Origin of the sequence: Streptomyces sp. VNUA24 (assembly GCF_029167005.1) — a bacterium.
Classification (GTDB): Bacteria; Actinomycetota; Actinomycetes; order Streptomycetales; family Streptomycetaceae; genus Streptomyces; species Streptomyces scabiei.
The window spans coordinates 2,043,267-2,069,204 of record NZ_CP119143.1 but is presented as its reverse complement, the minus strand read 5'-3'; the positions used below and the strand labels follow the sequence as shown (position 1 = coordinate 2,069,204).

The 25,938-nt window shown below is 72.1% G+C and carries 17 protein-coding genes; 15 read left to right on the top strand and 2 right to left on the bottom strand.

Annotated elements, in window-relative coordinates:
* Positions 1 to 72 precede the first annotated feature (72 nt).
* On the top strand, positions 73 to 3,435 hold the full coding sequence (locus PYR72_RS08625) for a discoidin domain-containing protein (RefSeq protein ID WP_275454740.1): 3,363 nt from the start codon (positions 73 to 75) through the stop codon (positions 3,433 to 3,435).
* Between the two features lie 16 nt (positions 3,436 to 3,451).
* Here the strand turns inward: PYR72_RS08625 and PYR72_RS08620 are convergent, their stop codons facing one another.
* Positions 3,452 to 5,407 carry an amino acid transporter gene (locus tag PYR72_RS08620; protein WP_275454739.1) on the bottom strand — a complete coding sequence of 652 codons (1,956 nt, stop codon included), beginning with the start codon at positions 5,405 to 5,407 and terminating at the stop codon, positions 3,452 to 3,454.
* Between the two features lie 470 nt (positions 5,408 to 5,877).
* Between PYR72_RS08620 and kdpF the strand changes: the two genes are divergently transcribed.
* From kdpF to PYR72_RS08570, 10 genes are all read left to right on the top strand, one after another.
* Positions 5,878 to 5,967 carry a K(+)-transporting ATPase subunit F gene (kdpF, locus tag PYR72_RS08615; protein WP_275454738.1) on the top strand — a complete coding sequence of 30 codons (90 nt, stop codon included), beginning with the start codon at positions 5,878 to 5,880 and terminating at the stop codon, positions 5,965 to 5,967.
* A 6-nt stretch (positions 5,968 to 5,973) separates the two neighbouring features.
* Positions 5,974 to 7,638 carry a potassium-transporting ATPase subunit KdpA gene (gene kdpA, locus PYR72_RS08610; protein ID WP_275454737.1) on the top strand — a complete coding sequence of 555 codons (1,665 nt, stop codon included), beginning with the start codon at positions 5,974 to 5,976 and terminating at the stop codon, positions 7,636 to 7,638.
* The gene (gene kdpB / locus PYR72_RS08605) at positions 7,635 to 9,734 is read left to right on the top strand and encodes a potassium-transporting ATPase subunit KdpB (RefSeq protein ID WP_275454736.1); all 2,100 of its coding nucleotides are present in this window, start codon (positions 7,635 to 7,637) and stop codon (positions 9,732 to 9,734) included. Before kdpA ends, kdpB begins: the two co-directional genes overlap by 4 nt.
* 25 nt (positions 9,735 to 9,759) lie before the next feature.
* Positions 9,760 to 10,404, top strand: coding sequence for a potassium-transporting ATPase subunit C (locus PYR72_RS08600; protein WP_275454735.1), 645 nt, complete (start codon positions 9,760 to 9,762; stop codon positions 10,402 to 10,404).
* Positions 10,405 to 10,480: 76 nt separating this feature from the next.
* The gene (locus PYR72_RS08595; protein ID WP_086022926.1) at positions 10,481 to 11,023 is read left to right on the top strand and encodes an RNA polymerase sigma factor; all 543 of its coding nucleotides are present in this window, start codon (positions 10,481 to 10,483) and stop codon (positions 11,021 to 11,023) included.
* Positions 11,020 to 11,871, top strand: coding sequence for a zf-HC2 domain-containing protein (locus PYR72_RS08590; protein WP_275454734.1), 852 nt, complete (start codon positions 11,020 to 11,022; stop codon positions 11,869 to 11,871). Before PYR72_RS08595 ends, PYR72_RS08590 begins: the two co-directional genes overlap by 4 nt.
* Positions 11,868 to 12,734, top strand: a complete 867-nt coding sequence (locus PYR72_RS08585) for an ABC transporter ATP-binding protein (RefSeq protein ID WP_275454733.1) — start codon at positions 11,868 to 11,870, stop codon at positions 12,732 to 12,734. The genes PYR72_RS08590 and PYR72_RS08585 overlap by 4 nt, the downstream gene beginning before the upstream one ends.
* Positions 12,731 to 14,263, top strand: coding sequence for an ABC transporter permease (locus PYR72_RS08580; protein WP_275454732.1), 1,533 nt, complete (start codon positions 12,731 to 12,733; stop codon positions 14,261 to 14,263). Before PYR72_RS08585 ends, PYR72_RS08580 begins: the two co-directional genes overlap by 4 nt.
* Positions 14,260 to 14,982 carry an ABC transporter gene (locus PYR72_RS08575; protein ID WP_275454731.1) on the top strand — a complete coding sequence of 241 codons (723 nt, stop codon included), beginning with the start codon at positions 14,260 to 14,262 and terminating at the stop codon, positions 14,980 to 14,982. The genes PYR72_RS08580 and PYR72_RS08575 overlap by 4 nt, the downstream gene beginning before the upstream one ends.
* Before the next feature lie 311 nt (positions 14,983 to 15,293).
* Positions 15,294 to 16,220, top strand: a complete 927-nt coding sequence (locus PYR72_RS08570; RefSeq protein WP_275454730.1) for an alpha/beta fold hydrolase — start codon at positions 15,294 to 15,296, stop codon at positions 16,218 to 16,220.
* Positions 16,221 to 16,333: 113 nt separating this feature from the next.
* Here the strand turns inward: PYR72_RS08570 and PYR72_RS08565 are convergent, their stop codons facing one another.
* Positions 16,334 to 17,257, bottom strand: a complete 924-nt coding sequence (locus tag PYR72_RS08565; protein WP_275454729.1) for a PfkB family carbohydrate kinase — start codon at positions 17,255 to 17,257, stop codon at positions 16,334 to 16,336.
* 285 nt (positions 17,258 to 17,542) lie between these two features.
* On the opposite strand from PYR72_RS08565, the gene PYR72_RS08560 reads away from it, so the two are divergent.
* From PYR72_RS08560 to PYR72_RS08545, 4 genes are all read left to right on the top strand, one after another.
* Positions 17,543 to 19,930: a SpoIIE family protein phosphatase gene (locus PYR72_RS08560; protein ID WP_275454728.1), complete on the top strand. Its 2,388-nt coding sequence runs from the start codon at positions 17,543 to 17,545 to the stop codon at positions 19,928 to 19,930.
* A gap of 210 nt (positions 19,931 to 20,140) precedes the next feature.
* Positions 20,141 to 21,226 (top strand): S-(hydroxymethyl)mycothiol dehydrogenase, encoded by a 1,086-nt coding sequence (locus PYR72_RS08555; RefSeq protein WP_275454727.1) that lies wholly within the window; start codon positions 20,141 to 20,143, stop codon positions 21,224 to 21,226.
* Positions 21,227 to 21,610: 384 nt separating this feature from the next.
* A complete protein-coding gene (locus PYR72_RS08550; protein ID WP_275454726.1) occupies positions 21,611 to 23,926 on the top strand; it encodes an FdhF/YdeP family oxidoreductase in 2,316 nt (771 codons plus the stop codon).
* A 145-nt stretch (positions 23,927 to 24,071) separates the two neighbouring features.
* Positions 24,072 to 25,820 carry a BCCT family transporter gene (locus tag PYR72_RS08545; protein WP_275454725.1) on the top strand — a complete coding sequence of 583 codons (1,749 nt, stop codon included), beginning with the start codon at positions 24,072 to 24,074 and terminating at the stop codon, positions 25,818 to 25,820.
* Positions 25,821 to 25,938: the final 118 nt, after the last annotated feature.

Genomic DNA, 25,938 nt, shown 5'->3' with positions numbered 1-25,938 from the left:
AACGGGCCGCATGCGACCTCCGATTGAATCGATTCAACCCCTCTGCCGAGTCATCGTCGTAGGAGAGCCGCCATGCCCGACATCACCCGCCGGTCCACTCTGCGCTCGGCCATAGCCGTGGCCCTCGCTCCCACCCTGGGTTCCCTCGTGCTGCCCGGGCTCTCGGCCACGGCGTCCGCCGCGGTCTCCTGGAGCGCGAAGTGGATCTGGGCGCCGACCAGTTCGGCGAACCAGTGGGTGGCCTTCCGCAGGTCGTTCACGCTGGCGGCGGCGCCGTCGAAGGCCGTCACCCGGATCGCGGCGGACTCGAAGTACTGGCTGTGGGTGAACGGCACCCTGGTGGTCTTCGAGGGCGGCCTCAAGCGCGGCCCCAACCGCACGGACACCTACTACGACGAGATCGACCTCGCCCCCCACCTGAAGAGCGGCGGCAACACGGTCGCGCTGCTGGTGTGGTACTTCGGCAAGCAGGGCTTCTCGCACAACAGCAGCGGCAAGGGCGGTCTGCTGTTCCAGTCGGACATCGAGGCCGGCACGACCACCACCCGCCTGGTCAGCGACACAGGCTGGAAGCACACCGTGCACCCCGGCTACGCGAACGACACCGGCGGCACGCAGGTCAACTTCCGGCTGCCCGAGTCCAACGTGTACTACGACGCCCGTGCCGCCGCCGTCATGTCGGGCTGGCGGTCGCCCGGGTTCGACGACGGCGCCTGGACCGCGCCGACCGACTTCGGCGCCGCCGGTTCCGCACCCTGGAACGGTCTCGTCGAGCGTCCGATCCCGCAGTTCCGCTTCTCCGGCCTGAAGAGCTACTCCAACGCCTCATCGCTGCCGACCACGGGCCGCGGGTCAACCGCGATCTCGGCCACGCTGCCGTCGAACATCCAGGTGACCCCGTTCCTGAAGGTCGACGCGCCGGCCGGAGCCGTGATCGGCATCCAGACCGACCACTACGACGACGGCGCGGGCCTGGTCGGCATCGAGCCCGGCACGCAGTACAACATGCGCGCCACCTACGTATGCGCCGGCGGAGTGCAGGAGTTCGAGCCACTGGCGTGGATGAGCGGCACGGCCGTGCGGTACACGATCCCCTCCGACGTGACGATCCTGGAGCTGAAGTACCGCGAGTCGGGCTACGACACCGACTTCGCCGGGTCGTTCGGCAGCAGCGACCCCTTCCTGGACACGCTGTGGACCAAGGCCGCCCGCACGATGTACGTCAACATGCGCGACACCTACATGGACTGCCCCACCCGTGAGCGCGCCCAGTGGTGGGGGGACGTGGTCAACCAGCTCAAGGAGGGCTTCTACACCTTCGACACCAGGTCCCTCGCACTCGGCAGGAAGGCCATCGCCCAGCTCGCCGCCTGGCAGAAGTCCGGCGGTCAGCTCTACTCCCCGGTCCCCTCGACGATCTGGACCGCCGAACTGCCCGTCCAGATGCTCGCCTCGGTGTGGTCCTTCTGGACGTACTACCTCTACACCGGCGACGAGAGCGCCGTCACCGTCGCCTACCCGGCCGTGAAGAAGTACCTGGACCTGTGGACCCTGGACGGCGACGGCCTGGTCAACCACCGTGCGGGGGACTGGGACTGGGAGGACTGGGGCACCGACATCGACGCCCGCGTCCTCGACAACTGCTGGTACTACCTGGCCCTGGACACCGCCGCCAAGCTGGCCGACCTCAGCGGAAACACCGCGGACGTGGCGGGCTGGAAGTCCCGCCGCGACAGCATCAAGGCCAACTTCGACCGCGTCCTGTGGAACTCCTCCCGGGGCGAGTACCGCTCACCCGGCTACACCCGCGACACCGACGACCGCGCCAACGGCCTCGCCGTCGTCGCGGGCCTCGCCCCCGCCTCGCGGTACAAGGCGATCACCGAGGTACTGCGCACCCACCTCAACGCCAGCCCCTACATGGAGTTCTACGTCCTGGAGGCGCTCTACCTCATGGGCGCGGCCACGGTCGCCGAGGAGCGGATACGCAACCGCTTCGCCGCCCAGGTCACCGACCCCGCCTGCCCCACCCTGTGGGAGGTGTGGGTCAAGTCGCAAGGCACCGACAACCACGCCTGGAACGGCGGCCCGCTGTACGCGCTGTCCGCCTACGCCGCCGGTGTCCGGCCCACCAAGCCCGGCTGGGAGACGTACGACGTGATCCCGCAGACCGGCACCCTGACGAAGATCAACAGTGTGGTTCCCACGGTCGAGGGCGACATCCGCTTCGGGATCACCCGTGACGGCACCAAGGTGACGCTCACCCTCACCTCCCCGGGCGGGACCACCGCACGCGTGGGTGTCCCCACGTACGGGGGCTCGTCACCGGTCGTCGCCGCGAACGGCATCACCGTGTTCACCGGCGGCTCCGCCACCGGGAGCGTCGGCGGCCTCACCTACGACGGCAAGGACGCCTCGTACGTCTACTTCCTGCTCCGGCCCGGCACATGGACGTTCACGGTCACCGGCGCGGGCCGACTCGACGACCTCGCGCTCGCCCGCCCGGTCACCAGCAACAACAGCCTGGAGAACGCCGAATGGGGCCGCAACCGGCTCACCGACGGCAAACTCACCAGTGTCAGCGGCGCCCGGGGCTACACCAGCAACGACTTCTCCTCCGCCGACGTCAGCGCCAACCCCGTCTGGGTGGAGGTCGACCTCGGGGCCGACACCGACCTCGACGCCGTACGCCTCTTCCCCCGCACCGACACCCCGGCCGCCGGAGGGGGCACCGCGGGCTTCCCGGTCGACTTCACGCTCCAGACCCGCGCGGACGGGGTCACCGGCTACACCACCGTCCGCACCGTCACCGGGCAGGCCAACCCCGACGGCCGCGTGCAGACGTACGGCTTCAGGACCACGACGGCCCGGTACGTACGGCTCCAGGCCACGCGGCTCGGCGCTCCCGCCACGGACGAGTCCGCCAAGTACCGGCTCCAGCTCGCCGAACTCACCGTCCCCACCGCCGCGACCACGGTCACGAGCAACTGCACGCTGGAGAACGGCGACTGGGGCAAGACCCGGGTCCTGGACGGCACCCTCACCAGCGCGACCGGTGCCAAGGGCTTCACCAGCATCGACTTCCCGTCCGCCGATGTCAGTGAGACGCCGGTCCGGATCGAGGTCGACCTCGGCGCCGACCGGCCCGTCGGGTCCGTCACCCTCCACCCGCGCACGGACACCGGTGGTGCGGGCGGCGGCACGGCGGGCTTCCCCGTCGACTTCACCCTCCAGACCCGGCTCGACGGCGCCACCGCCTGGACCACCGCCCGCACCGTCACGGGCGAGCCGAACCCCGCCGGAGCCGCCCGGAGCTATACCCTCACCTCCGCCACCGGTCGGTACCTGCGGCTGAGTGTCACGAAACTCGGCAGACCCGCCTCGGACGAGTCCGGCAAGTACCGGCTCCAGCTCGCCGAACTCCGCGTCGGGTGAGGAACCCGGCGGGCGGTCAGCCCACGTGCACCCGGGGGCGTCGGGCGCGGTTCCTCTCGGCCTCGCGCAGGACCTCCCGGGTGACGGGGGCGACCTCGCCCTGGCCGAAGAGGAAGAAGCGGAGGAAGTTGGCGAAGGGGCCGCCCTCGGTCCACTCGAAGTAGATGTGCGGCACGGCGCCGGTCGAGTCCCGCACGTGCAGGAGCAGGGCGGCCAGGGCGTTGGGGATCGAGGACGACTCCAGGGTCAGCACGCGGTAGCGGCCGTGCATGACCTCGCCCCGGACCGTCAGTTCGGCCTCGAACTCCGAGGGGTCCGTCACCGTCACCTCGACGAAGACGAGGTCCTCGGTGGCCGGGACGTCGTTGTCGTGGCGGATCTGCTCGATCTTCTCGCGGTACTCGGTGAGGTCCCGCTTGTCGGGCTCGTTGGCGATGAAACGGATCCTGCGGTGGGCGATGTCCCGGACGAAACGTTCCGCCATGTCGTCCAGCCGCACGCTCGTCACCCGTAGTTCGAAGGCACGGGCCAGGCGGGACAGCAGGGAGACGAGGATGATGGCCGCGATGAAGCAGGCGCCGATCTTCACACCGTCGGGGCGTTCGGCGACGTTCAGGACGGTGGTGTAGAGGAAGACGGCCGAGATGACGCCGAAGCCGATGGTCCAGCCGCGCTGACCGGCCTTGCGGGCGGCGATGGTCACCGCGATCGCCGCCGAGCTGATCAGGACCAGGACGCCCGTCGCGTAGGCGCCGCCCTGCGCGTCGACGTCCGCGTCGAAGATCCAGGTCACCAGGAAGCCCACCAGCGTGAAGACGATGACCATGGGGCGGACCGCCCGCGCCCAGTGCGGCGCCATGCCGTAGCGGGGCAGATACCGCGGCATCAGGTTCAGCAGGCCGGCCATGGCGGAGGCGCCCGCGAACCAGAGAATGGCGATCGTGGAGACGTCGTACACCGTGCCGAAGGCGTTCCCCAGGTAGTCGTGCGCCAGATAGGCCAGAGCACGTCCGTTGGCGTCGCCGCCCGGCTCGAACTCCTTCTCCGGGATGAGCAGGGTGGTGATGAAGCTCGTGCAGACCAGGAAGACACTCATGATCACGGCGGCCGCGGTCAGGAGCTTCTTCGTCTCGCGGATACGGCCGGCGGGCCGCTCCTCCGTGTCGTCCGGGTCGCCCTGGACGTGCGGCATGACCGCCACACCGGTCTCGAAGCCGGAGAGGCCGAGCGCCAGCTTGGGGAAGACGATCAGCGCCACGCCGACCATGACGAAGACATTGCCGTGCTCGGCGGTCAGCGCGGTCGCCCAGTCGGTGACGACGTGGCCCTCGGTCACGACGTGCCACAGGCCGGTCGCCACCACCACGACGTTCAGCGCGAGGTAGACGCCCACCAGGGCCACCGCGACGCCGATGGCCTCCAGGAAGCCCTTGAGGAACACCGCGCCCAGCAGGGCGATCAGGACGAGTGTGATGAGTAGCTGCTTGTCGTGCAGGGCGTCGTTGAGGTGCGGGTTCTCGATCAGATGGGTCGAGGCGTCGGCGGCCGACAGGGTGATGGTGATCAGGAAGTCGGTCGCCGCGAAGCCCAGCAGGGTGAGGACGAAGAGCTTGCCCTTCCAGAACGTCAGCAGACGCTCCAGCATCGCGATCGAGCCCTCGCCGTGGGGACTCTCCTCGGCCACGCGGCGGTAGACGGGGAGCGCTCCGGCGAGGGTGACGATCACGAGGACGATCGTCGCCACGGGGGAGAGGAGGCCGGCCGCGAGGGCGGCGATGCCGGGCTGGTAGCCGAGGGTGGAGAAGTAGTCGACACCCGTCAGGCACATCACGCGCCACCACGGCCGGCCGGTGTGCTCGGACCGGGACGCGGCGGGCGGCCCGGTGCGGCCGCCGCCCTTGCCCATGTCGGACAGGCCCTCCAGCATCCATGCCCGCAGGCGGCTGGTGCGGGTGCCCTCCAGGGTGCCCATGAACGCTCCTGACGTGCGGTGATACGAACATTTCCGGCCATCGGAAGACCGCCGCATCAGCGTAGGCAACGCGTGAGGCCCAGGCCATGGGGAACGGGGCCGAGTGGCGTCAAGACCTCGTTAAGGTCTTCGCCGGCCGCCGTCCCGCCTGCGCGGACGTGCTCGGGGGACGTGCGCTGGTCCGGGCGCGCACGGTGGTGCGCGGGGTGTCCGCGCCAGGTGTGGGGCGGGTGCCAGGGGACGCGGGAGGGGCGGGCGCGTCAGGGGTCCGTCAAAGCCGTGGGCATCGCCGTCAGGGACGTGTCAAGGCCGACCGGTTCCGGCCGCCGAGGAGGTTTCCTCGAAGCGTCCGGTTCTTTCTCGTCCCTCTTCCCGCTCTAGGAGTTCGCGATGGCCGATGTGGCCTTCGTCGTCGTCACGGTCGCGGTGTTCGCGCTGGTGGCTCTGGTCGCCAAGGGGGTGACCCGGCTGTGACCGCCGAGAACGTCGTCGGCCTGCTCGTGGCCGTCGCCCTGGTGGGCTATCTCGTCCTCGCCCTGCTCTTCCCGGAGAGGTTCTGAGACCACATGGGTCCCGTACTCGCCGGCGTCCTCCAGTTGCTGGCCCTCATGGCGGCTCTGGCGCTCGCCCACGCCCCCCTCGGCACCTACATGGCCGGGGTGTACTCCTCCGACCGGCACCGGCGGGTCGAGAAGTGGGCCTACCGGTGCATCGGCGCCGACCCCGACACCGAGATGCGCTGGCCCGCCTATCTGCGGGGTGTCCTGGCCTTCTCGGCGGTCGGCGTCCTCTTCCTCTATCTGCTCCAGCGGCTGCAGGGCGTCCTGCCCGGTTCGCAGGGCTTCGCCTCGGTCGGCCCGGCGCAGTCGTTCAACACGGCCGTGTCCTTCGTGACGAACACCAACTGGCAGTCGTACTACGGCGAACAGACCATGGGCCAGGTCGTCCAGACAGCCGGTCTCGCCGTGCAGAACTTCGTCTCGGCCGCTGTCGGCATCGCCGTGGCCGTGGCGCTCGTGCGGGGCTTCGCCCGCTCGCGGACCGGTGAACTCGGCAACTTCTGGGCCGACCTGGTGCGCGGTGTCGTCCGCATCCTGCTGCCCGGCGCTTTCCTCGCGGCCCTCGTGCTGGTGGCCTGCGGAGCCATCCAGAACTTCTCCGGCATCCACGAGGTCGGTCAGTTCATGGGCGGCTCGCAGCAGTGGAACGGCGGCGCGGTCGCCTCCCAGGAGGCCATCAAGGAACTCGGCACCAACGGCGGCGGCTACTTCAACGCCAACTCCGCCCACCCGTTCGAGAATCCGACGCCCTTCACCAACCTCTTCGAGATCTTCCTGCTGCTGGTGATCCCGTTCTCCCTGACCCGGACCTTCGGGGTCATGGTCGGCTCGGTCAAGCAGGGCCACGCGATCCTGGCGGCCATGGCCACCATCTGGGTCGGCTTCGTCGCCCTGATGATGTGGACCGAGTTCGCCCACCACGGACCGGCGCTGCAGATCGCCGGCGGTGCCATGGAGGGCAAGGAGGTGCGGTTCGGGGTCGGTTCCTCGTCGATCTTCGCGGTGTCCACGACCCTGACGTCGACCGGCGCGGTGGACTCCTTCCACTCGTCCTTCACCGGCCTGGGCGGCGGTATCACCCTGCTCGGCATGATGCTGGGCGAGATCGCGCCCGGCGGCACCGGTTCCGGCCTCTACGGCATGCTGATCATGGCGGTCATCGCGGTGTTCATCGCCGGGCTGATGGTCGGCCGTACGCCCGAGTACCTGGGCAGGAAGATCGGCACCCGCGAGATCAAGCTCGCGGCCTGCTACCTCCTGATCACCCCGGCGCTGGTGCTCGTCCTCACGGCGGTCTCCCTGGCACTGCCGACCCCGCCGCACTCGATGCTCAACTCCGGCGCGCACGGATTCTCCGAGGTGCTGTACGCCTTCACCTCCGCGGCCAACAACAACGGCTCGGCCTTCGCCGGCCTGAACGCGAACACCGACTGGTTCAACACCATGACCGGCATCGCGATGCTGCTCGGCCGCTTCCTGCCCATGGTCTTCGTCCTGGCCCTGGCCGGTTCGCTCGCCGGGCAGCAGCCGGTGCCGGAGACCGCGGGCACCCTGCGCACCGAGAAGCCGCTGTTCACCGGGTTGCTGGTGGGCGCGATCCTCATCGTCACCGGTCTGACGTATTTCCCCGCGCTCGCGCTGGGGCCGCTGGCCGAGGGGCTGGCGTCATGACCACCCGTACCGAAAGCGAAGCGATGTCCACTCCCACCCTCGCGCCCCACCAGGACGCACCCACCGGGCACAAGGCTCCCGAGGGCCGTGTCGGCGCGGGCCTCTTCGACCCCGGGCAGCTGATCAGGTCGCTGCCGGACGCCTTCCGCAAGCTCGACCCCCGGGTGATGGTCAGGTCGCCCGTCATGTTCGTGGTGTGGATCGGGTCCGTGCTCACCACGGTGTTCTCCTTCAAGGACCCCGGTGACTGGTTCGGCTGGACCATCAGCGTCTGGCTGTGGCTGACCGTCGTCTTCGCCAACCTCGCGGAGGCGGTCGCCGAGGGTCGCGGCAAGGCCCAGGCCGACACCCTGCGCAAGGCCAGGACCGACACGGTGGCCCGTCTCGTGGACGGCACCGAGGTCCCCGGAACCGGGCTGAAGATCGGTGACCTGGTCGTCTGCGAGGCCGGCGACATCATCCCCGGCGACGGGGACGTGGTCGAGGGGGTGGCGTCCGTCGACGAGTCGGCGATCACCGGTGAGTCGGCACCCGTCATCCGCGAGTCCGGCGGCGACCGCAGTGCCGTCACCGGCGGCACCAAGGTCCTCTCCGACCGGATCGTCATCAAGATCACGACGAAGCCCGGCGAGACCTTCATCGACCGGATGATCAACCTGGTCGAGGGCGCGGCCCGGCAGAAGACGCCCAACGAGATCGCGCTGAACATCCTGCTCGCCTCGCTGACCATCGTCTTCCTGCTGGCCTGTGCCACACTGCCGCCGTTCGCGGACTACGCGGGCACGCACCTCACGATGGTCGTGCTGGTCGCCCTGCTGGTCTGCCTCATCCCGACCACCATCGGCGCCCTGCTCTCCGCCATCGGCATCGCGGGCATGGACCGGCTCGTGCAGCGCAACGTCCTGGCCATGTCCGGCCGGGCGGTCGAGGCGGCCGGTGACGTGTCGACACTGCTGCTCGACAAGACCGGCACCATCACCCTCGGCAACCGGCAGGCCGCCGAGTTCGTGGCGGTGCGCGGGGTGACGGAGGAGCAGGTCGCCGACGCGGCCCAGCTCTCCTCGCTGGCCGACGAGACACCCGAGGGCCGCTCCGTCGTCGTCCTGGCGCGGGAGAAGTACGGGCTGCGCGAGCGCGAGCCGGTCGGGGCCGAGTGGATCGCCTTCACCGCGCAGACCCGGATGTCGGGCGTGGACATCGACGGGCGGAAGATCCGCAAGGGCGCCGCCGGGTCGGTCGTCAGGTGGATCGAGGAGCAGGGCGGTGAAGTCGCGCCCGACGCGAGGGAGTTGACCGACCGGATCGCCGCGGCCGGCGGTACCCCGCTGCTGGTCGCGGTCGAGGACGCCGACGGGGCCCGGGTACTGGGCGTCGTCCACCTCAAGGACGTCGTCAAGCAGGGCATGCGGGAGCGGTTCGACGAACTGCGCCGTATGGGGATCAGGACCGTCATGATCACGGGTGACAACCCGCTGACGGCGAAGGCGATCGCCGAGGAGGCGGGCGTCGACGACTTCCTCGCCGAGGCCACGCCCGAGGACAAGATGGCCCTCATCAAGCGGGAGCAGGCCGGCGGCAAACTGGTCGCGATGACCGGGGACGGCACCAACGACGCCCCCGCGCTGGCCCAGGCCGACGTCGGTGTGGCCATGAACACCGGCACGTCGGCCGCCAAGGAGGCCGGCAACATGGTCGACCTCGACTCCGACCCGACCAAGCTGATCGAGATCGTCGGGATCGGCAAGCAACTCCTCATCACCCGGGGGGCGTTGACCACGTTCTCCATCGCCAACGACGTCGCCAAGTACTTCGCGATCATCCCGGCGCTGTTCGCGGCCGTCCACCCCGGCCTGGACAAGCTCAACATCATGGGCCTGTCCTCACCGGACTCCGCGATCCTGTCCGCCGTCGTCTTCAACGCGCTCATCATCATCGCGCTGGTGCCGCTGTCCCTGCGGGGCGTGCGGTACCGGCCGGTCAGCGCCGACCGGATGCTCCGCCGCAACCTCACGATCTACGGCCTCGGCGGGCTGATCGCCCCCTTCGTCGGCATCAAGCTCATCGATCTGCTCATCTCTCTCGTCCCCGGGCTGTGACTCTTGTGAAGGCGTGCTGAAAGCCATGAACAACTCCGTATCGAACACGGCCCGGTTGCTGTGGGCGGGGCTCAGGGCCCTGCTGGTGCTGACCCTGGTGACGGGCGTCGTCTACCCGCTCGCCGTCACCGGCGTCGCCCAGACCCTCTTCCACGACAAGGCGAACGGCTCGGAGATCTCGTACGGCGGGAAGGTCGTCGGTTCCTCCCTGATCGGCCAACAGGGCTACAGCCTCGCCTACTTCCAGCCCCGGCCGGCCGACGGGCTCGGCGAGAACTCGGTCAACACGCAATACAGGCTGATCCTCTCGGGCGCCACCAACCTCTCCGCCGACAACAAGAAACTCATCGCGTCGGTCGAGGAGGCGAAGGCGAAGGTCGTCGAGGACAACTCCGTGCCCGGCTACACCGTGAAGCCGTCCCAGGTCCCGGCCGACGCGGTCACCTCCTCCGGCTCCGGCCTCGACCCGGACATCTCCCCGGCCTACGCCGACCTCCAGATCCACCGCGTCGCCGAGAAGAACGGCCTGACCGTCGCCCAGGTGCGGAAACTCGTCGACGAGCACACCGAGGGCCGCACGCTCGGCTTCATCGGCGAACCCCGCGTGAACGTCCTCGAACTCAACATCGCGCTCAGGACACTCGTCGCCGGGGATCCGACGACCCCGTGACCCTCCCGCGTCCGGAATCCTCTCTCGCGGCGTGAACCACTCGGGGGGTCTCGTCCGATGAGGGGGTGTGAGCGAGATGAAGCGGGGGAGTCCGGGCGACGCCGAGCTGTTGCGGGCGGTCGCCGACGGGGACCGACGGGCGTTCGAGGAGCTGTACCGCAGGTACGCGCCGTGGCTCGTGCTGCGGCTGCGCGGCCGGTGCGCCGACCCGGTGCTGGTCGACGACGTCGTGCAGGAGACCTTCCTCGACGTGTGGCGGGGAGCGGCCCGGTACCGGCGCGAGGGCGATGTCGCGGGCTGGTTGTGGCGGATCGGATCGCGCCGTCTGGTGGACGCGCTGCGCGGCGACGGGGCCCGCGGCAGGCTGCGGCAGGCGCTCGCCCGCCTGCGGCAGCGCGAGGAGGTGTCGGCCGAGGAACAGGTGCTGGCCCGGGTGCAGCACGGTGACCTCGCGGGGTCGCTCGCCGCACTCTCGCCGGAACTGCGGGCTGTACTGCAGGCCACGGTGATCGACGGACTGACGACCCGTGAGGCGGCCGTGCTGCTCGGCATTCCCCCGGGCACGGTCAAGACCCGGGCCATGCGCGCCCGGAGGCAACTGCGGGAGGGCCTGACATGAGCTGGCACACCGACGACGGGGACCTCGCGGAGTACGCCCGGGGAACGCTGGCCGCCCCCCGGCTGTGGTCCGTCGAGACGCACCTCGCGGGCTGCGCCGACTGCCGGGCCGCGCTCACGTCCCACGTCCCGCCCGCCGAGATCGATGCCGGCTGGGCCAGGCTGGTGGACGAACTCGACGCCCCGAGGCCGGGCCTCGCCGAGTCGCTGCTGCTCCGGGCGGGCGTCGCCGACCACACCGCCCGGCTGCTCGCGGCGACCCCCGTGCTGCGCCGCTCCTGGCTCGGCGCCGTGACCCTCACCCTGCTGCTCGCGGTCGGCGTGGCGCTGGTCGCGTCGCCGCTGATGCTGCTGGCCACGGCACCGCTGCTGCCCCTGGCCGGAGTGGCGCTGTCGTTCGGCCCAAGGCTCGACCCGACCTACGAGACGGCCGTGGTCGCGCCGATGCACACCTTCCGGCTGCTGATGGTGCGCACGGTCGCGGTGCTGTCGACGACGACACCGCTGAGCGGGCTGGCGAGCCTGGCACTGCCCTCGCTCGGGCCGGCGGCGCTCGGCTGGCTGCTGCCGGCGCTCGCGCTGACCGCCACGGGCGTCGCCCTCATGCCCCGGCTGGGCCCCGTCCTCGCTCCGGCGCTGGTCGGAGCCGGGTGGACGGCACTGGTGGTGCTGAGCCGCCTTCTGGCGTCCGGCACACCGCTGCCCTTCACCGCCGAGGGCCAGGGCGCGGCGGCGGCGGTCGCGACGCTCGCGACGGTGCTGCTGCTCGCGGCGCGGGACCGCTTCGACTCCGGCCGCCTCGGCACGTCCCCCCGATCCCTTCGATTCGCAGCCAGGAGGCTGTCATGACACGACCCACGGTCTCCGCCGCCGGGCTGACCCTGAGCTATCGCGGCACCCCGGCGGTGGACGACGTCACCCTGCGGCTCTCCGAGGGCGTCACGGGCCTGCTCGGCCCCAACGGCGCGGGCAAGACCACCCTGCTGCGCGTCCTGGCGACCGCCACGCCCCCGGACAAGGGTGCCTTCACCGTCCTCGGACACGACCCGAGCACGGTCCACGGACGGCAGGACGCACGACGGGTCCTCGGCTATCTGCCGCAGAACCCCGGATTCCACCCGGACTTCACCGCCTTCGAGTTCATCGACTACGTCGCGATCCTCAAGGAGCTGACCGACCGGCGGGCCCGGCACGCCGAGACCCGCCGGGTCCTCGACGCGGTCGGCCTCGCGGAGGTGCGCGGCAAGCGGATACGGCGGCTGTCCGGCGGCATGCGGCAGCGCGTGGCGCTCGCCGCGGCCCTGGTCGGTGACCCGGGCTTCCTGGTCCTGGACGAGCCGACGGTCGGGCTCGACCCCGAACAGCGCATGCGGTTCCGGGAGTTGATCGCGGAGGCCGGAGAGGGCCGGACGGTGCTGCTGTCCACCCACCAGACCGAGGACGTGGCGATGCTGTGCCACCGGGTCGTCGTGATGGACGGGGGCCGGGTCCGGTTCGACGGCACGCCCGCGGAGCTGACCGCGGTGGCGGACGGCCGGGTGTGGAACAGCGGGGACCGGCAGCCGGGCGCCCGGGCCGGATGGCGCACCGGGACGGGCGAGTTCCGCAACGTCGGGGACCCGCCCGCGGGCGCCCGGCTCGCCGAACCGACACTGGAGGACGGCTACCTCCTCTCGCTCGGCGGCGATCAGGTGGCGGAGGTGGCCGCGTGACCACGATGACCGGGACACCGGTGACCGCGCCGAGACCGCAGCCGGTACGGGTCCGCGGCGGCGCGGGGGCGGTGCTCGCGCTGGCCCGGGTGGAGGCGCGGCGCCTGCTGCTGCACCCCCTGGTGCTGATCGCGCTCGTGACGTACGTGGCCCTCCTCCTGTGGTCGGGCGACGCGGCGGAGGACGCCTTTCCGGTGCTCCAGGACGTCGACCGCGAGACACAGATCGGACAACTCCTCCTGGGGCTGGCGGTGCTGGTCGCCGTGAACCTGGCGGTGCTGCGCTCGCACCGGCGGGGCACGGAGGCGTACTTCGGGGTGCTGGTGCTGCAGCCGTGGCGGCGCACGGTCGCGCATCTGCTGTCGGTGCTGCCGACGGCCGCCGTGGGGGCGCTGATCGTGGCGGGGCAGTTCACGGCGGCGGCGCTGAAGCCCGGGGCCGTGGGCCACGCCTCGCCCGCCGAGCTGGTGACCGGGCCGCTGCTGGTCCTCCTGGCCGCCGTCCTCGGCGTGCTGCTCGGCCGGGTCGCCCGGTCCGCGTTCGTGGCGCCGCTGGCCGTGGTCGCCGTCCTGGCCGTCACCATGGTCTTCGTCGCCGAAGCGGGCAGCCCGGCCCTGCTGCGCGGGCTGACCCCCGTGCTCTTCGACGAGGGGGCCCGGCCCCTGCCGTCCGACCTGGTGGGGCGGCCCGCCGCCTGGCACGCGCTGTACCTGCTGGCGCTCGCGGTGCTGACGGCCGCCGGCGCGGTCCTGATGAGCGGCGGCCGGGGACGGGCCGTACGGGCCACCGCGCTGGGGGCGCTCGGCGCGGTCGTGACCACCGTGGCCCTCCAGGGCACGGCACCGTCGGACGCGGTACGCGAGGCGCGCGAGACGGCGACCCGCCACCCGGCGGCCGTCCAGGACTGCGAGCGGCGCGGAGCGACGACGTACTGTGCCTTCCCCGAGTTCACCCCCTGGATCGGCGAGTGGGCCCGGGTGACGGAGGCGGTGCGCTCGCTGGCCGGCGCACCGGACGCGAAGCGTCCGCTGACCGTACGGCAGCGGGTCGCCGCGCTCGACGGGCCGTCGGGCACCGGGGAGCCCTCACCCGGCGCACCCGGCGAGTCCACGGCGACCACCGCGTGGGGCGGCGAGCGGGAGCTGGAGTTCGCCGCGAGCGTCGCCCGGGGACTGGTCGTGGGACACGAGCGGTACGAGGGCGTGTACTGCGACGCGCGGGGCGTGCTGATGGTCTGGCTGGCGGTCCGCGCCACCCCGGACGGCGAGGCGATGTTCGAGAGGCTCGGACAGGGGCCCAGCAGCCCGGGCGTGATCCAGGCCCCGGTGAGCGCGGTGTCGCTGCGAGGGCGTGAACTCGCCGTGTTCCAGGCGCTGTCGGCCGAGCCTCCGAAGGAGGTGGACCGCAGGGTGAAGGAGTCCTGGGCGGAACTGTCCGCCGCGGGCACGAGCACCGAACGCGCGGCAGCCCTGCTGGGCGTCACCGCCCCGGCCGAGACCGCCGACGACCGGGAGTACCAGTGCGCGTGAGGCGACGCCTGACGGTGACGGCGGCCCTGGTGCGGCCCACGGCACGCTCGCTGCCGTGGGCGGTGTTCACCGCCGGCTGGGCGGTGGGGCTGGCCGTCGCCGCCGTACCGGTGGTGTTCTCGATGGATCTCCCGGCGGTCGTGCTGGTCGACCTGGCCCGGGTGGCCGCGCTGTGCGGGGCGGTGGGGACGGCGTTCGTCCTGGACGATCCGGCCCGGCACACCACGGGCGTCCCTCCGGTGCCGCGTCCGCTGCGGCAGGCGGTGCGCGCGGCCCTCGTCCTGCCGCCGCTCGCGGTCTGGTGGGCGGCGGTGCTGGGGGTCCTGCGGGCGGGTGCCGACGCCGAGGCGTGGGCCGCGTCACCGGTGGGGGCGCTGACGGTCGAGGCCGGCGCGCTGTGCGCGCTGGCGCTCGCCCTGGCCGCGGCGACGGTGCGGTTCACCGTGCGGAGCGTGCCGGGCCCGGCGGTGTCGGGCGCCGTGACGGCCCTGCCGGTCCTGGCCGGCGTGCTCCTCCCGAAGCGCTTCACGCTCTTCGCAGCGCCGGGCACCCCGCGCTGGGACGACGCCCATGTGCTGTGGGCGGGCATCCTCGCCGCCCTGCTCGCCGTCTGGCTGGTCTGCGCCCGGGAGCCGTACCGCCGGCTCGGGGCCGTGCGCGGGCGGGCCTTGCGCGGGCGTCGCGGCGGCACCGGCGGGCGGCGGCTGACCGGCGGGTGACCGGTGGGTGACGGCGGTCCGTGCCTCGGCCGTCGGCCGGCGGGGTGACGTGAGGCGTGCCTCGGTCGCCGAACGGCTGGTGTGGCCGGGGGCTGACAGCCGTCCGGGGGAGTGCGCCCGCCCCCGGCTACCTTCACGCCGAGGTCGTCCACCCCGTGTGACAGGGCCACCCCACTGCGGACACGGGGTGGCCCGGCGAGGAGGAGGCCCGGGCCCGGTCCGTACCGGGCGGCCGCCTCCCGGACGCGGTCCGGGTGCGGGCCGTCACCGGACGCGAGAGCCTTGGGCGCACCACCCGGAGGAGGACGACCATGACCCGACCGGTCCACGAGGCGTCGCCCGGAGTGCGCCGGATCACCCTGGACGCCGCGGGGGTGCCGCTGTCGGCGCTGCTCGCCGAGCCGCCGGGCGACTCCCCGCGTGCCGTCGTGGTCGCGGTGCACGGCGGTGGCATGAACGCGGGGTACTTCGACTGCCGGGCCCACCCCCGACAGTCCCTGCTGACCCTGGGGGCGGGCCTCGGCCACACCGTCCTCGCCGTGGACCGGCCGGGCTACCGGCACTCCGCCACCCGCCTGCCCCAGGGACAGGACCTGGCGGAGCAGGCCGTCTCGCTGCGCGCGGCCCTGCGCGACTTCGGCTCCCGCCACGACACCGGTGGGGGACTGTTCCTGCTCGCCCACTCCTACGGCGGCAAGGTGGCGCTCACCGCCGCCGCCGACTCCGCTCCACCGGACCTGCTCGGGATCGACGTCTCCGGCTGCGGCCATCGCTACGCCGTCGAGCCGCACGAACTGCCCGGCGCCGACGACGACGCCGGCCGGCTGCGCCGAAGCTGGGGGCCGCTCGGCCTGTACCCCTCGGGCACCTTCCGGGAGAGCGGCGCCATCGTCGAGCCCGTGCCCGCCCTGGAACGGGCCGAACTGGTCCGCTGGCCGGAGCTCTTCCGCACCACGGCACCCCGCGTCCGCGTGCCGGTGCGGCTGACGTTCGCCGAACACGAGACCTGGTGGCGCCACGACGACGAGGCCCTGCGCGATCTGGCCGCACACTTCACGGCCGCCCCGCACGTGAGCGTCGAGCGTCAGCCGGCGGCCGGGCACAACATCAGCCTCGGCCGGGCCGCCCGCGCCTACCATCTGCGTGCCCTCGCGTTCCTGGAGGACTGCCTGGCGGCCCGCGAGAGGACCCTCGCGCCCGGCGCGGTCCGGGCCGCGCCGCCCGCGACGGTCCCCTGACCCAGAGGAACGGCCGGCCCGTGCCGGTCGGCCGAACCCACGGCGGCCCGGGCCGACGGGCTCCGGCCCGGGCCGGAGCCCGTCGGCCGGAGACCACGGACCTGCGGGGCGGCTCACCCTCCCCGCATCCACGCCCGCGTCCCGAACGAGGCACACGCCCGTGAGGCCACCGTCGCCGCCGCGCGCAGAGCCTCCGTGAAGCCCTCCGGCGTCAGGACGTCCCGCCCCGCGAGAGCATGCGTGAGCGCCCCGTGCAGGACGTCCCCCGCGCCCAGCGTGTCCACCACCCGAACAGCGGGAACGTCGACCGTGCCCCCCTCGCCGGGGCCCGCCCACACGAGGGGCCGAGGGCCCCTGCTGACCGCCGACCAGAGGACCCCGTGGTCCCGCAGACGGCGCAGGGTGGCGGCGGGGTCGGTCCGCGAGGCGGGCGTACCGGGCGGGCGGAAGTCCTCCGAGGCGACCGCGACGTCGACCGACGGCAGCAGCCTCTCCGTACCGGGCTTCCAGCTGCCGCCGTCGAACACCGTCCGACGGCCGGCCGCGCGCGCCGCGCGGGCGGCCGCCACCGCCAGGTCCATGTGATGGCCGTCGAACTCCACGATGTCGTGGTCCGCCACCAGCGCGTCCAGCCCGTCCGGCGGGGCGAGCCGGCGGCCCGTCGCATTGGTCGAGGCGACGGCCCGGTCGCCGCCCGCCGCCGTGACCAGCACCGACGACACCGTCGGCGGCTCGGCCGAACCGGCCGCCAGGTCCACCACCGTCACCCCCTGCCGGTCCAGGTCCGCCGCGACGGCGACCCCCAGGGGATGGTGTCCGACCGCCGTGAGCAGGGTGGCGGCACCGCCCAGGTGGGCGAACGCCACCGCCGCGTTCGCCGCGGGCCCGCCCGCGGCCACGACCTGCTCACGCGCCGTCAGCTTCTCGTTCGCCCCCGGCACCCGGTCGACGAGCTGCACGACGTCCAGCGTGCACAACCCGACGAACAGCCCCCGAAGGCTCCCGCGCGTCCCCGCCGGGTCCCCGGACTCCACCATGGTCTCCCCGCTCTCCGTCGCCCGGCCCGACACCGGACCGTCCGTCGGACGGTACGTCCACCGGGAACGGACGAGCGTCACGTGGCCCCGTGAATCCCGTGCGCGGGTGCCGGTGAAAGCGGGCGCTCCGGGGCGCGTGACGTGGCAGGGTAGGGGCTCGGGGGATCCGGGTGACCGCGCGCCACGCGTGGCGTGTCCGGCGCACAATGAACCCGGGAAGCAGTGCCTTGTCGTCGATCTGTGAGCCCATGGACGACGGCTCCGGTCGTACGGAGAGAAGGAACGATGGGCGAGCACGGTGTCGCCTCGGCCGCGGTCGACGCCAGGGGGCTGGTCACCGCGTGGAGTGCGGGCGCCCGTAGGGTCCTCGGCTACGAGCACGGCGAGGTGGTCGGCAGCCGGGCCGCCGATCTGCTGGCCGGCGGCCTGCCCGCCTCGGCCCGGGGCGCTCTCGCCGAGACCGTGGACTGGCGGGGCTCCCTGCACGCGCGGCACCGGGACGGCCACGGGGTGGAGCTGGAGCTGCAGGCCCATCCGCTCCTCGACGCGGCCGGGGACGCCCAGTGGTTCGTGACGGCCACGGTGCCGGAGCCGGCCGTGCGGCTGCGGCGATGGGCCCTGGACCAGCTCCCCGTCCCCATCGCGCTCTTCGACCACGACGGACTCGCGGTGTCCGCGAACTCCGCGATGGAGAAGGTGATGGGCCGGTCCCAGCGGGACCTGCTCGGCCGGCGGGTGGGGGAGTCGGTCGACGGACGGCGACGGCTCCCGGGCTTCGAGGGCCTCGACGAGGCGGTACGCAGCGTCCTGCGCACGGGGGAGCCCATGCCCTTCGAGGCATGGCTGCGCGCACCGGGCGAGGCCCGCGAGCACGCCTGGCTGGTCTCGCTCAGTCCGTTGAAGGACGGCGCCGGTGAGGTACGGGGCATGTGCCTGGCCGCGATCGACAGCACGGAGCAGTTCCTGGCCCGCCGACGGCTGAGCATGCTCAACGAGTCCGGCGACCGGATCGGCTCCACCCTGGACGTCACACGCACCGCCGAGGAACTCGCGGAGGTGTGCACGGACCATCTGGCCGACTTCGTCATCGTCGATCTGCTGGACTCCGTCCGGGCGGGCGAGGAGGCCACGGTCTCGCCCGGCACCGACCCCCTGGTCTTCCGCCGCATGGCACAGCGGTCCGTGCTGGAGGGCTGCCCCGAGGCCGTGATCCCGGTCGGCAGCCGGCACGGGTACGTCGCCGGGTCCCCGCCGGACCGTGCGCTGACCACCGGCCGGGCCGTGCTGTTCGAGGTCGACGACGCCACCGGGCGGCTGTGGGCGGGCTCGGCGGAGCGCGCCCGCAGCATCGAGGCCCACGGCATCCACTCGATCATGGCCGTGCCCCTGCGGGCCCGGGGTCTCACGCTCGGCCTGTCGATCCTCTCCCGCCACCGCACGGCCGAGCCCTTCGGCGAGGACGACCTGCTGCTGGCCGAGGAGCTCGCGGCCCGGGCCGCGGTCTGCGTCGACAACGCCCGCCGCTACACCCGCGAACGTGCCATCGCCCTCGAACTGCAGCGCAGCCTCCTGCCGCACCGCGCACCCCACCAGGCCGCCGTCGAGGTCTCCTCCCGCTACCAGCCGGCCAGCACCCGCGCCGGGATCGGCGGCGACTGGTTCGACGTCATCCCCCTGTCCGGCGCCAGGGTGGGCCTCGTCGTGGGCGACGTCGTCGGGCACGGGGTGCAGGCGTCCGCCACGATGGGCCGGCTGCGCACCGCCGTGCGCACCCTGGCCGACGTGGACCTCGCGCCGGACGAGCTGCTCACCCAGCTCGACGACATCGTCCTGCGCCTGGACTCCGAGCGCACGGCCGACGAGGCGGAGGACGCGCACAGCCCGGGGGAGATCGGGGCCACCTGTCTCTACGCCGTCTACGACCCGGTCTCGCGCCGCTGCTCCATGGCCCGGGCCGGCCACCCGCCACCGGCGCTGATCTCGCCGGACGGGGAGGCCCGCTTCCTCGACCTGCCGATCGGACCGCCGCTGGGCGTGGGCGGGCTGCCCTTCGAGACGGCCGAGTTCGACGTCCCCGAGGGCAGCGTGTTCGCCCTCTACACCGACGGCCTGGTCCAGGCACCGGACCGCGACCTGGACGACGGACTCGCGCGGCTGCGGCAGGCCCTGTCCGGCACGGACCGTGCTCTGGAGGAGACCTGTGACGGAGTGCTGCGGAGCCTGCTGACGGACCGCCCCGCCGACGACGTGGCCCTGCTCCTGGCCCGGACCCGGGCGCTGGACGCCGACCGGGTCGCCACCTGGGAGGTGCCCGCGGACCCCGCCTTCGTCGGTCAGGCCCGCAAGCTGGCCTGCGACCAGCTGGCCGCCTGGCGGCTGGAGGAGGTCTCCTTCGTCACCGAGCTGATCGTCAGCGAACTGGTCACCAACGCCATCCGGTACGGCGGGTCCCCGATCCAGCTGCGGCTGATCCGGGAGACCACCCTCATCTGCGAGGTGTCGGACTCCAGCAGCACCGCGCCGCACATGCGCCGGGCCCGCGCCTTCGACGAGGGCGGACGGGGGCTCCTGCTCGTCGCCCAGCTCACCCAGCGCTGGGGCAGCCGCCACACCCGCACCGGCAAGACGATCTGGGCCGAGCAGGCCCTTCCCGACCGGGCACGGGACTTCTAGACCACCTCTAGCCACCGATGCACGCCCGGGTCGAGCGGCCGGGCCGGCATCGCCCCCCCCGCGACGGGCCGCGCGTCGTGCTGCCCGATCGCCTGCCTGCAGGATCCTTGACCCCGGCTCGGCACTCCACGATGCTGTGTTGCGTTACACGCGATGAGTACCGCGATAAGAAACATCGAACTCAGCTCTCGAACCAGCCGAGGAGTGGTCATGGCTCACCAGGTCCGTGCTGTCGTCGCGCGGGGCAAAGGTGCCCCTGTCAGCCTGGAAACGATCGTCGTGCCCGACCCGGGGCCGGGTGAGGCGCTGGTGAAGGTGCAGGCGTGCGGGGTGTGCCACACCGACCTGCACTACAAGCAGGGCGGCATCAGCGACGACTTCCCCTTCCTTCTGGGCCATGAGGCGGCCGGTGTGGTGGAGTCGGTCGGGGAGGGGGTCACGGATGTGGCGCCCGGTGACTTCGTGATTCTCAACTGGCGTGCGGTGTGCGGGAGTTGCCGGGCGTGTCGGCGGGGTCGTCCGTGGTACTGCTTCAACACGCACAACGCGACGCAGAAGATGACGCTGCTCGATGGCACGGAGCTGTCTCCGGCGCTGGGTATCGGTGCGTTCGCGGAGAAGACGCTGGTGGCGGCGGGTCAGTGCACGAAGGTGGACCCGGCGGCGGCTCCGGCGGTGGCGGGTCTGCTGGGGTGCGGGGTGATGGCGGGCATCGGTGCGGCGATCAACACCGGCAACGTGGGCCGGGGCGACACGGTCGCCGTGATCGGCTGCGGCGGGGTCGGGGCCGCGGCGGTGGTCGGATCCGAGCTGGCGGGCGCGGCGAAGGTCATCGCGGTGGACATCGACGACCGCAAGCTGGAGACCGCCCGGAAGCTGGGCGCGACCCACTCCGTCAACTCCCGCGAGACGGACCCGGTCGAGGCGATCCGTGAGCTGACCGGGGGTTTCGGCGCCGATGTCGTCATCGAGGCGGTGGGCCGTCCGGAGACGTACAAGCAGGCGTTCTACGCCCGTGACCTGGCCGGCACGGTCGTCCTGGTCGGTGTCCCCACCCCGGAGATGAAGCTCGAACTCCCCCTCCTCGACGTCTTCGGCCGCGGCGGCGCCCTGAAGTCCTCCTGGTACGGCGACTGCCTGCCCGACCGCGACTTCCCCATGCTCATCGACCTCTACCTCCAGAAGCGCCTGGACCTGGACGCCTTCGTCACCGAGACCATCCAGCTCGACGAGGTCGAGAAGGCCTTCGACCGCATGCACCAGGGTGACGTCCTGCGCTCCGTCGTCGTCCTCTGACGCCTGACGCCTGACGCCTGACGCCTGACGCCTGAAGCGTGACGCCTGACGCCCGCGTCTGACGTTTCACCCCTTTCACGCCTGACGTTTCACGCCTGACGTTTCACGCCTGACGTTTCACGCCTGACGTTTCACGCCTGACGTTTCACGCCTGACGTCTCACGGCCGAGTGCTGCGTCCGGCCGTGCGGTGGCCGGGGCCTCCCGCCACCGCACGGTCCGCACATCCCCGCATACCCCCTTGACAGGGGATCGGGGATCACGCTTTCTTGATTGCGTTGCGTATCGCGGCACTGTTGTGCAGTGTGCAACTCGTGCGCGCGAGGCCGGGAGGCCCGGCGACGGAACGGCTCTGATTCCCCTACATCCCGGAGTGGCGCCTCAGATGACTCGCAACGCACCTGTCGACGACCCCGGAGACGCCCGGCTGCGGGTCGGCCCCCCGAAGGAGTACGCGGCCGGCATCCCCGCCGTCACCTCCTCGCTCCGGCACGCCGGCGAGCAGATGGGAGCCCGCCGGGGCCTGCTCACCCTTCTGCGCGTCAACCAGAAGGAAGGCTTCGACTGCCCCGGCTGTGCCTGGCCCGAACCGGAGCACCGGCACGCCGCGGAGTTCTGCGAGAACGGGGCCAAGGCGGTGGCCGAGGAGGCCACCGTGCGCCGGGTGACCCCGGACTTCTTCGCCGGGCACACCCTGGAGGACCTGCTCCCCGCCAGCGACTACTGGCTCGGCCAGCAGGGCCGTCTGACCCATCCCATGTACCGCCGGGCCGGCGACGACCGCTACCGGCCGATCTCCTGGGACGACGCGTTCGCCGTGATCGCCCGTGAACTCGCCGCGCTCGACCACCCCGGCCAGGCCGCCTTCTACACCTCCGGCCGGGCGAGCAACGAGGCCGCGTTCCTCTACCAGCTGTTCGTCAGGATGCTCGGCACCAACAACCTGCCCGACTGCTCCAACATGTGCCACGAGTCGAGCGGTTCGGCGCTGACGGAGACCATCGGCATCGGCAAGGGCAGCGTCACCCTCGAAGACCTCCACGACGCCGATCTCATCCTCGTGGTCGGCCAGAACCCCGGCACCAACCACCCCCGGATGCTCTCCTCGCTGGAGACCGCCAAGCGCCGGGGCGCCCGGATCATCGCGGTCAACCCGCTCCCCGAGGCCGGGCTGCTGCGGTTCAAGAACCCCCAGCGGCCGTCCGGCGTCCTCGGTGGCGGCACCCGCCTGGCCGACCGGTTCCTCCAGATCAGGCTGGGCGGGGACCAGGCGCTGTTCCAGGCGTTCAACCGCATGCTGCTGGAGGCCGAGGACGAGGCCCCCGGCACCGTCCTGGACACCTCCTTCATCGAGCGGTACACCCACGGCTTCCAGGAGTTCGCCGAGCACGCCCGCAAGACGCCCTGGGACGAGATCCTGACCGCCACCGGCCTGTCCGAGGAGGAGATCCGGGCCGCGTTCGAGGACGTGCGGGGCGCCGGGAAGATCGTCGTCTGCTGGGCGATGGGCCTCACCCAGCACAAGCACTCGGTCCCCACCATCCGGGACGTCGTCAACTTCCTCCTGCTGGGCGGCAACATCGGCCGCCCGGGCGCCGGTCTCTGCCCGGTGCGCGGCCACTCCAACGTGCAGGGCGACCGCACGATGGGCATCTACGAGAAACCGGACGACGCGTTCCTGGACGCGCTCGGCGCCGAGTTCGCCTTCACGCCCCCCAGGCGGCACGGCCACGACGCGGTCGAGAGCATCCGTGCCATGCGCGACGGTGACGTACGGGTCTTCGTCGCGCTCGGCGGCAACTTCGTCGCCGCCGCCCCCGACACCGACCTCACCGAACGGGCCCTGCGCACCTGCCGGCTCACCGTGCAGATCTCCACCAAGCTCAACCGCTCGCACGTCATCGCCGGGGAGCAGGCGCTCATCCTTCCCTGCCTCGGCCGGACCGAGGCCGACCTGCGGCCCGCCGGTCCGCAACAGGTCACCGTCGAGGACTCCATGGGCATGGTGCACCTCTCCCGGGGGCGGCTCGCCCCCGCCTCCGAACACCTGCTGAGCGAGCCCGCGATCGTCTGCCGGATGGCACGGGCCGCGCTCGGGGAAGCGGGTTCCCACGTGCCCTGGGAGGAGTTCGAGAGGGACTACGACAGCATTCGCGACCGCATCGCCCGCGTGATCCCCGGCTTCCAGGACTTCAACCACCGGGTGCGACGGCCGGGCGGCTTCGCGCTGCCCCACCCGCCGCGCGACGAACGCCGGTTCACCACCGCCACGGGGCTGGCCAATTTCACGGCCAACCCGCTGGAGCGGCCTCATGTGCCGCCGGGCCGACTGCTGCTCCAGACGCTGCGCTCCCACGACCAGTACAACACCACCGTCTACGGCCTGGACGACCGCTACCGCGGCATCCACCAAGGCCGCCGGGTCCTCTTCGTGAACCCCGGCGACCTCGCCGACCGGGGGCTGGCCGACGGAGACCTCGTCGACATCGTCAGCGAGTACGACGACGGGGTGGAGCGCAGGGCCCCGGCCTTCCGCGTGGTGTCCTACCCGACGCCCCGCGACTGCTGCGCCGCCTACTTCCCCGAGACCAACGTCCTGGTCCCCCTGGACTCCACGGCGGCGATCAGCAACACCCCCACCTCGAAGTCGATCGTCGTCCGCCTGGAACCGGTGCCCGGCGGCCCGGCCGCGGGGGCCTGACGCACCCCTTGACCACCGGGTCGTGGCCGGAACCCGGTGACGGCCGCGCTCCGGCGGCCGGTATGTCTCCCCACTTGTCCCGCCCCGCCGCGCGACCGTCGTCCGCGGCGGGGTGTCCACCGTCGTCCGTGGAAGGAACGAGCTGATGAGCAGAGCCCGCGAAATGAACGGGAGCGCAGGTCCTCCCGGCACGGACCAGGGACCGGGAGGCGGCGCGGCCGGCGGACGCCCCCGGACCGACCCCGTCGTCTTCGGTGTCGCCGCGGCCGTCACCCTGGCCTTCGTCGTGTGGGGTGCGACGGCGACCGACGCACTGGAGAGCGTGTCGGGGAAGCTGCTGGACGGGACGATCCGCAACGGCGGCTGGGCCTTCGTCCTCGCCGCCTCGGGTTTCGTGGTCTTCGCCCTCTGGCTCGCGATGAGCCGCTACGGGCGGATCACCCTGGGAAAGGAGGGGGAGCAGCCGGAGTTCCGCACCGTCTCGTGGATCGCCATGATGTTCAGCGCCGGCATGGGCATCGGTCTGATGTTCTACGGCGTGAGCGAGCCCCTCTCCCACTTCGTCACCCCGCCGCCGGGCACCGACCCGGCCGACGCCAACCAGGCCATGGAGACCGCCATGGCCACGACCCTCTTCCACTGGACGCTCCATCCGTGGGCGATGTACGCGGTCGTGGGTCTCGCCATCGCCTACAGCACCTTCCGGCGCGGACGCCGTCAGCTGATCAGCGCGGTGTTCACGCCGTTGCTCGGTGAGAAGAGGGTGAACGGATGGCCCGGCCGGGCCATCGACGTCCTCGCCATCTTCGCCACCCTCTTCGGCTCCGCGGCCTCCCTCGGGCTCGGCGCCCTCCAGATCGGCAGCGGCTTCACGGAGCTGGGCTGGCTGGGGTCGGTCGGCACCGGACTGCTGGTCCTCGTGATCACGGTGCTGACCGTGGCGTTCGTCGCCTCGGCGGTGTCGGGCATCGAGAAGGGCATCCAGTGGCTGTCCAACACCAACATGGTGCTGGCGGTGCTCCTCGCGCTCTTCGTGTTCCTCGTCGGCCCGACCATCTTCATCCTCGACCTGCTGCCCACCTCCGTCGGTGCCTTCTTCGGCGACCTCGCCCAGATGGCGGGCCGGACCGAGGCGTCGAGCGGCAAGGGTGTCGCCGACTGGCTGGCGGGCTGGACGGTCTTCTACTGGGCGTGGTGGATCTCCTGGACACCCTTCGTCGGGATGTTCATCGCGCGCATCAGCCGCGGCCGCACCATCCGGCAGTTCGTCGGGGGCGTCATCCTGGTCCCCAGCAGCGTCAGCCTGCTCTGGTTCGCCGTGTTCGGCGGCTCGGCGATGCACCTCCAGGAGGCCGGCCGTCTCAACGACGCCGCCACCGCCCAGGGGCAGCTCTTCGACGTCCTCCAGCAGTACCCCCTGGCCACGGTGACGAGCATCGTCGTGATGGTGCTCGTCGGCATCTTCTTCGTCTCCGGCGCCGACGCCGCCTCCATCGTGATGGGGACCCTGTCCCAGCGGGGCTCCCTCGAACCCTCCCGGGGCGTCGTGGTGTTCTGGGGCGTGCTGACCGGGGCGGTCGCCGCCGTCATGCTGCTCATCGGCGGCGGCAAGGGCGACGCGCTCACCGGGCTGCAGAACCTCACCATCCTCGCGGCGGCCCCCTTCACCCTGGTGATGATCGGGTTGTGCGTCGCGCTCAACCGCGATCTGCGCCACGATCCGCTCATCATCCGCGGACGCATGGGCAAGGAGGCCGTCGAGACGGCCGTCATCGCCGGACACGAGAAGTACGACGGGGAGTTCGAGCTGCGCATCGGCCCCGCCACGTCCACGGCCGGCGCGGAGGCCGGACAGCCCCGCCAGGACGAGGAGGCCGCGCCCTCCGCCGTCTGAGAGCGACGGGACCCGCCCTGCGGCGGGGTCGTGGCACCGCCCTGTGCGGCCACGGCCCCGCCGGGCCCCGGCGGCCCCGTCCGGCCCCATCCGCCCGCCCTCGCCCCGCGGTTGCCGC

Coding starts and splice junctions, on each gene's coding strand:
- kdpB (WP_275454736.1), top strand. CDS start 7,635: ATGACCACCCGTACCGAAAGCGAAGCGATGTCCACTCCCACCCTCGCG.
- PYR72_RS08570 (WP_275454730.1), top strand. CDS start 15,294: ATGACCCGACCGGTCCACGAGGCGTCGCCCGGAGTGCGCCGGATCACC.
- PYR72_RS08585 (WP_275454733.1), top strand. CDS start 11,868: ATGACACGACCCACGGTCTCCGCCGCCGGGCTGACCCTGAGCTATCGC.
- PYR72_RS08600 (WP_275454735.1), top strand. CDS start 9,760: ATGAACAACTCCGTATCGAACACGGCCCGGTTGCTGTGGGCGGGGCTC.
- PYR72_RS08620 (WP_275454739.1), bottom strand. CDS start 5,407: ATGGGCACCCTGGAGGGCACCCGCACCAGCCGCCTGCGGGCATGGATG.
- PYR72_RS08565 (WP_275454729.1), bottom strand. CDS start 17,257: ATGGTGGAGTCCGGGGACCCGGCGGGGACGCGCGGGAGCCTTCGGGGG.
- PYR72_RS08550 (WP_275454726.1), top strand. CDS start 21,611: ATGACTCGCAACGCACCTGTCGACGACCCCGGAGACGCCCGGCTGCGG.
- PYR72_RS08555 (WP_275454727.1), top strand. CDS start 20,141: ATGGCTCACCAGGTCCGTGCTGTCGTCGCGCGGGGCAAAGGTGCCCCT.
- PYR72_RS08595 (WP_086022926.1), top strand. CDS start 10,481: ATGAAGCGGGGGAGTCCGGGCGACGCCGAGCTGTTGCGGGCGGTCGCC.
- PYR72_RS08560 (WP_275454728.1), top strand. CDS start 17,543: ATGGGCGAGCACGGTGTCGCCTCGGCCGCGGTCGACGCCAGGGGGCTG.
- PYR72_RS08590 (WP_275454734.1), top strand. CDS start 11,020: ATGAGCTGGCACACCGACGACGGGGACCTCGCGGAGTACGCCCGGGGA.
- kdpA (WP_275454737.1), top strand. CDS start 5,974: ATGGGTCCCGTACTCGCCGGCGTCCTCCAGTTGCTGGCCCTCATGGCG.
- PYR72_RS08625 (WP_275454740.1), top strand. CDS start 73: ATGCCCGACATCACCCGCCGGTCCACTCTGCGCTCGGCCATAGCCGTG.
- PYR72_RS08545 (WP_275454725.1), top strand. CDS start 24,072: ATGAGCAGAGCCCGCGAAATGAACGGGAGCGCAGGTCCTCCCGGCACG.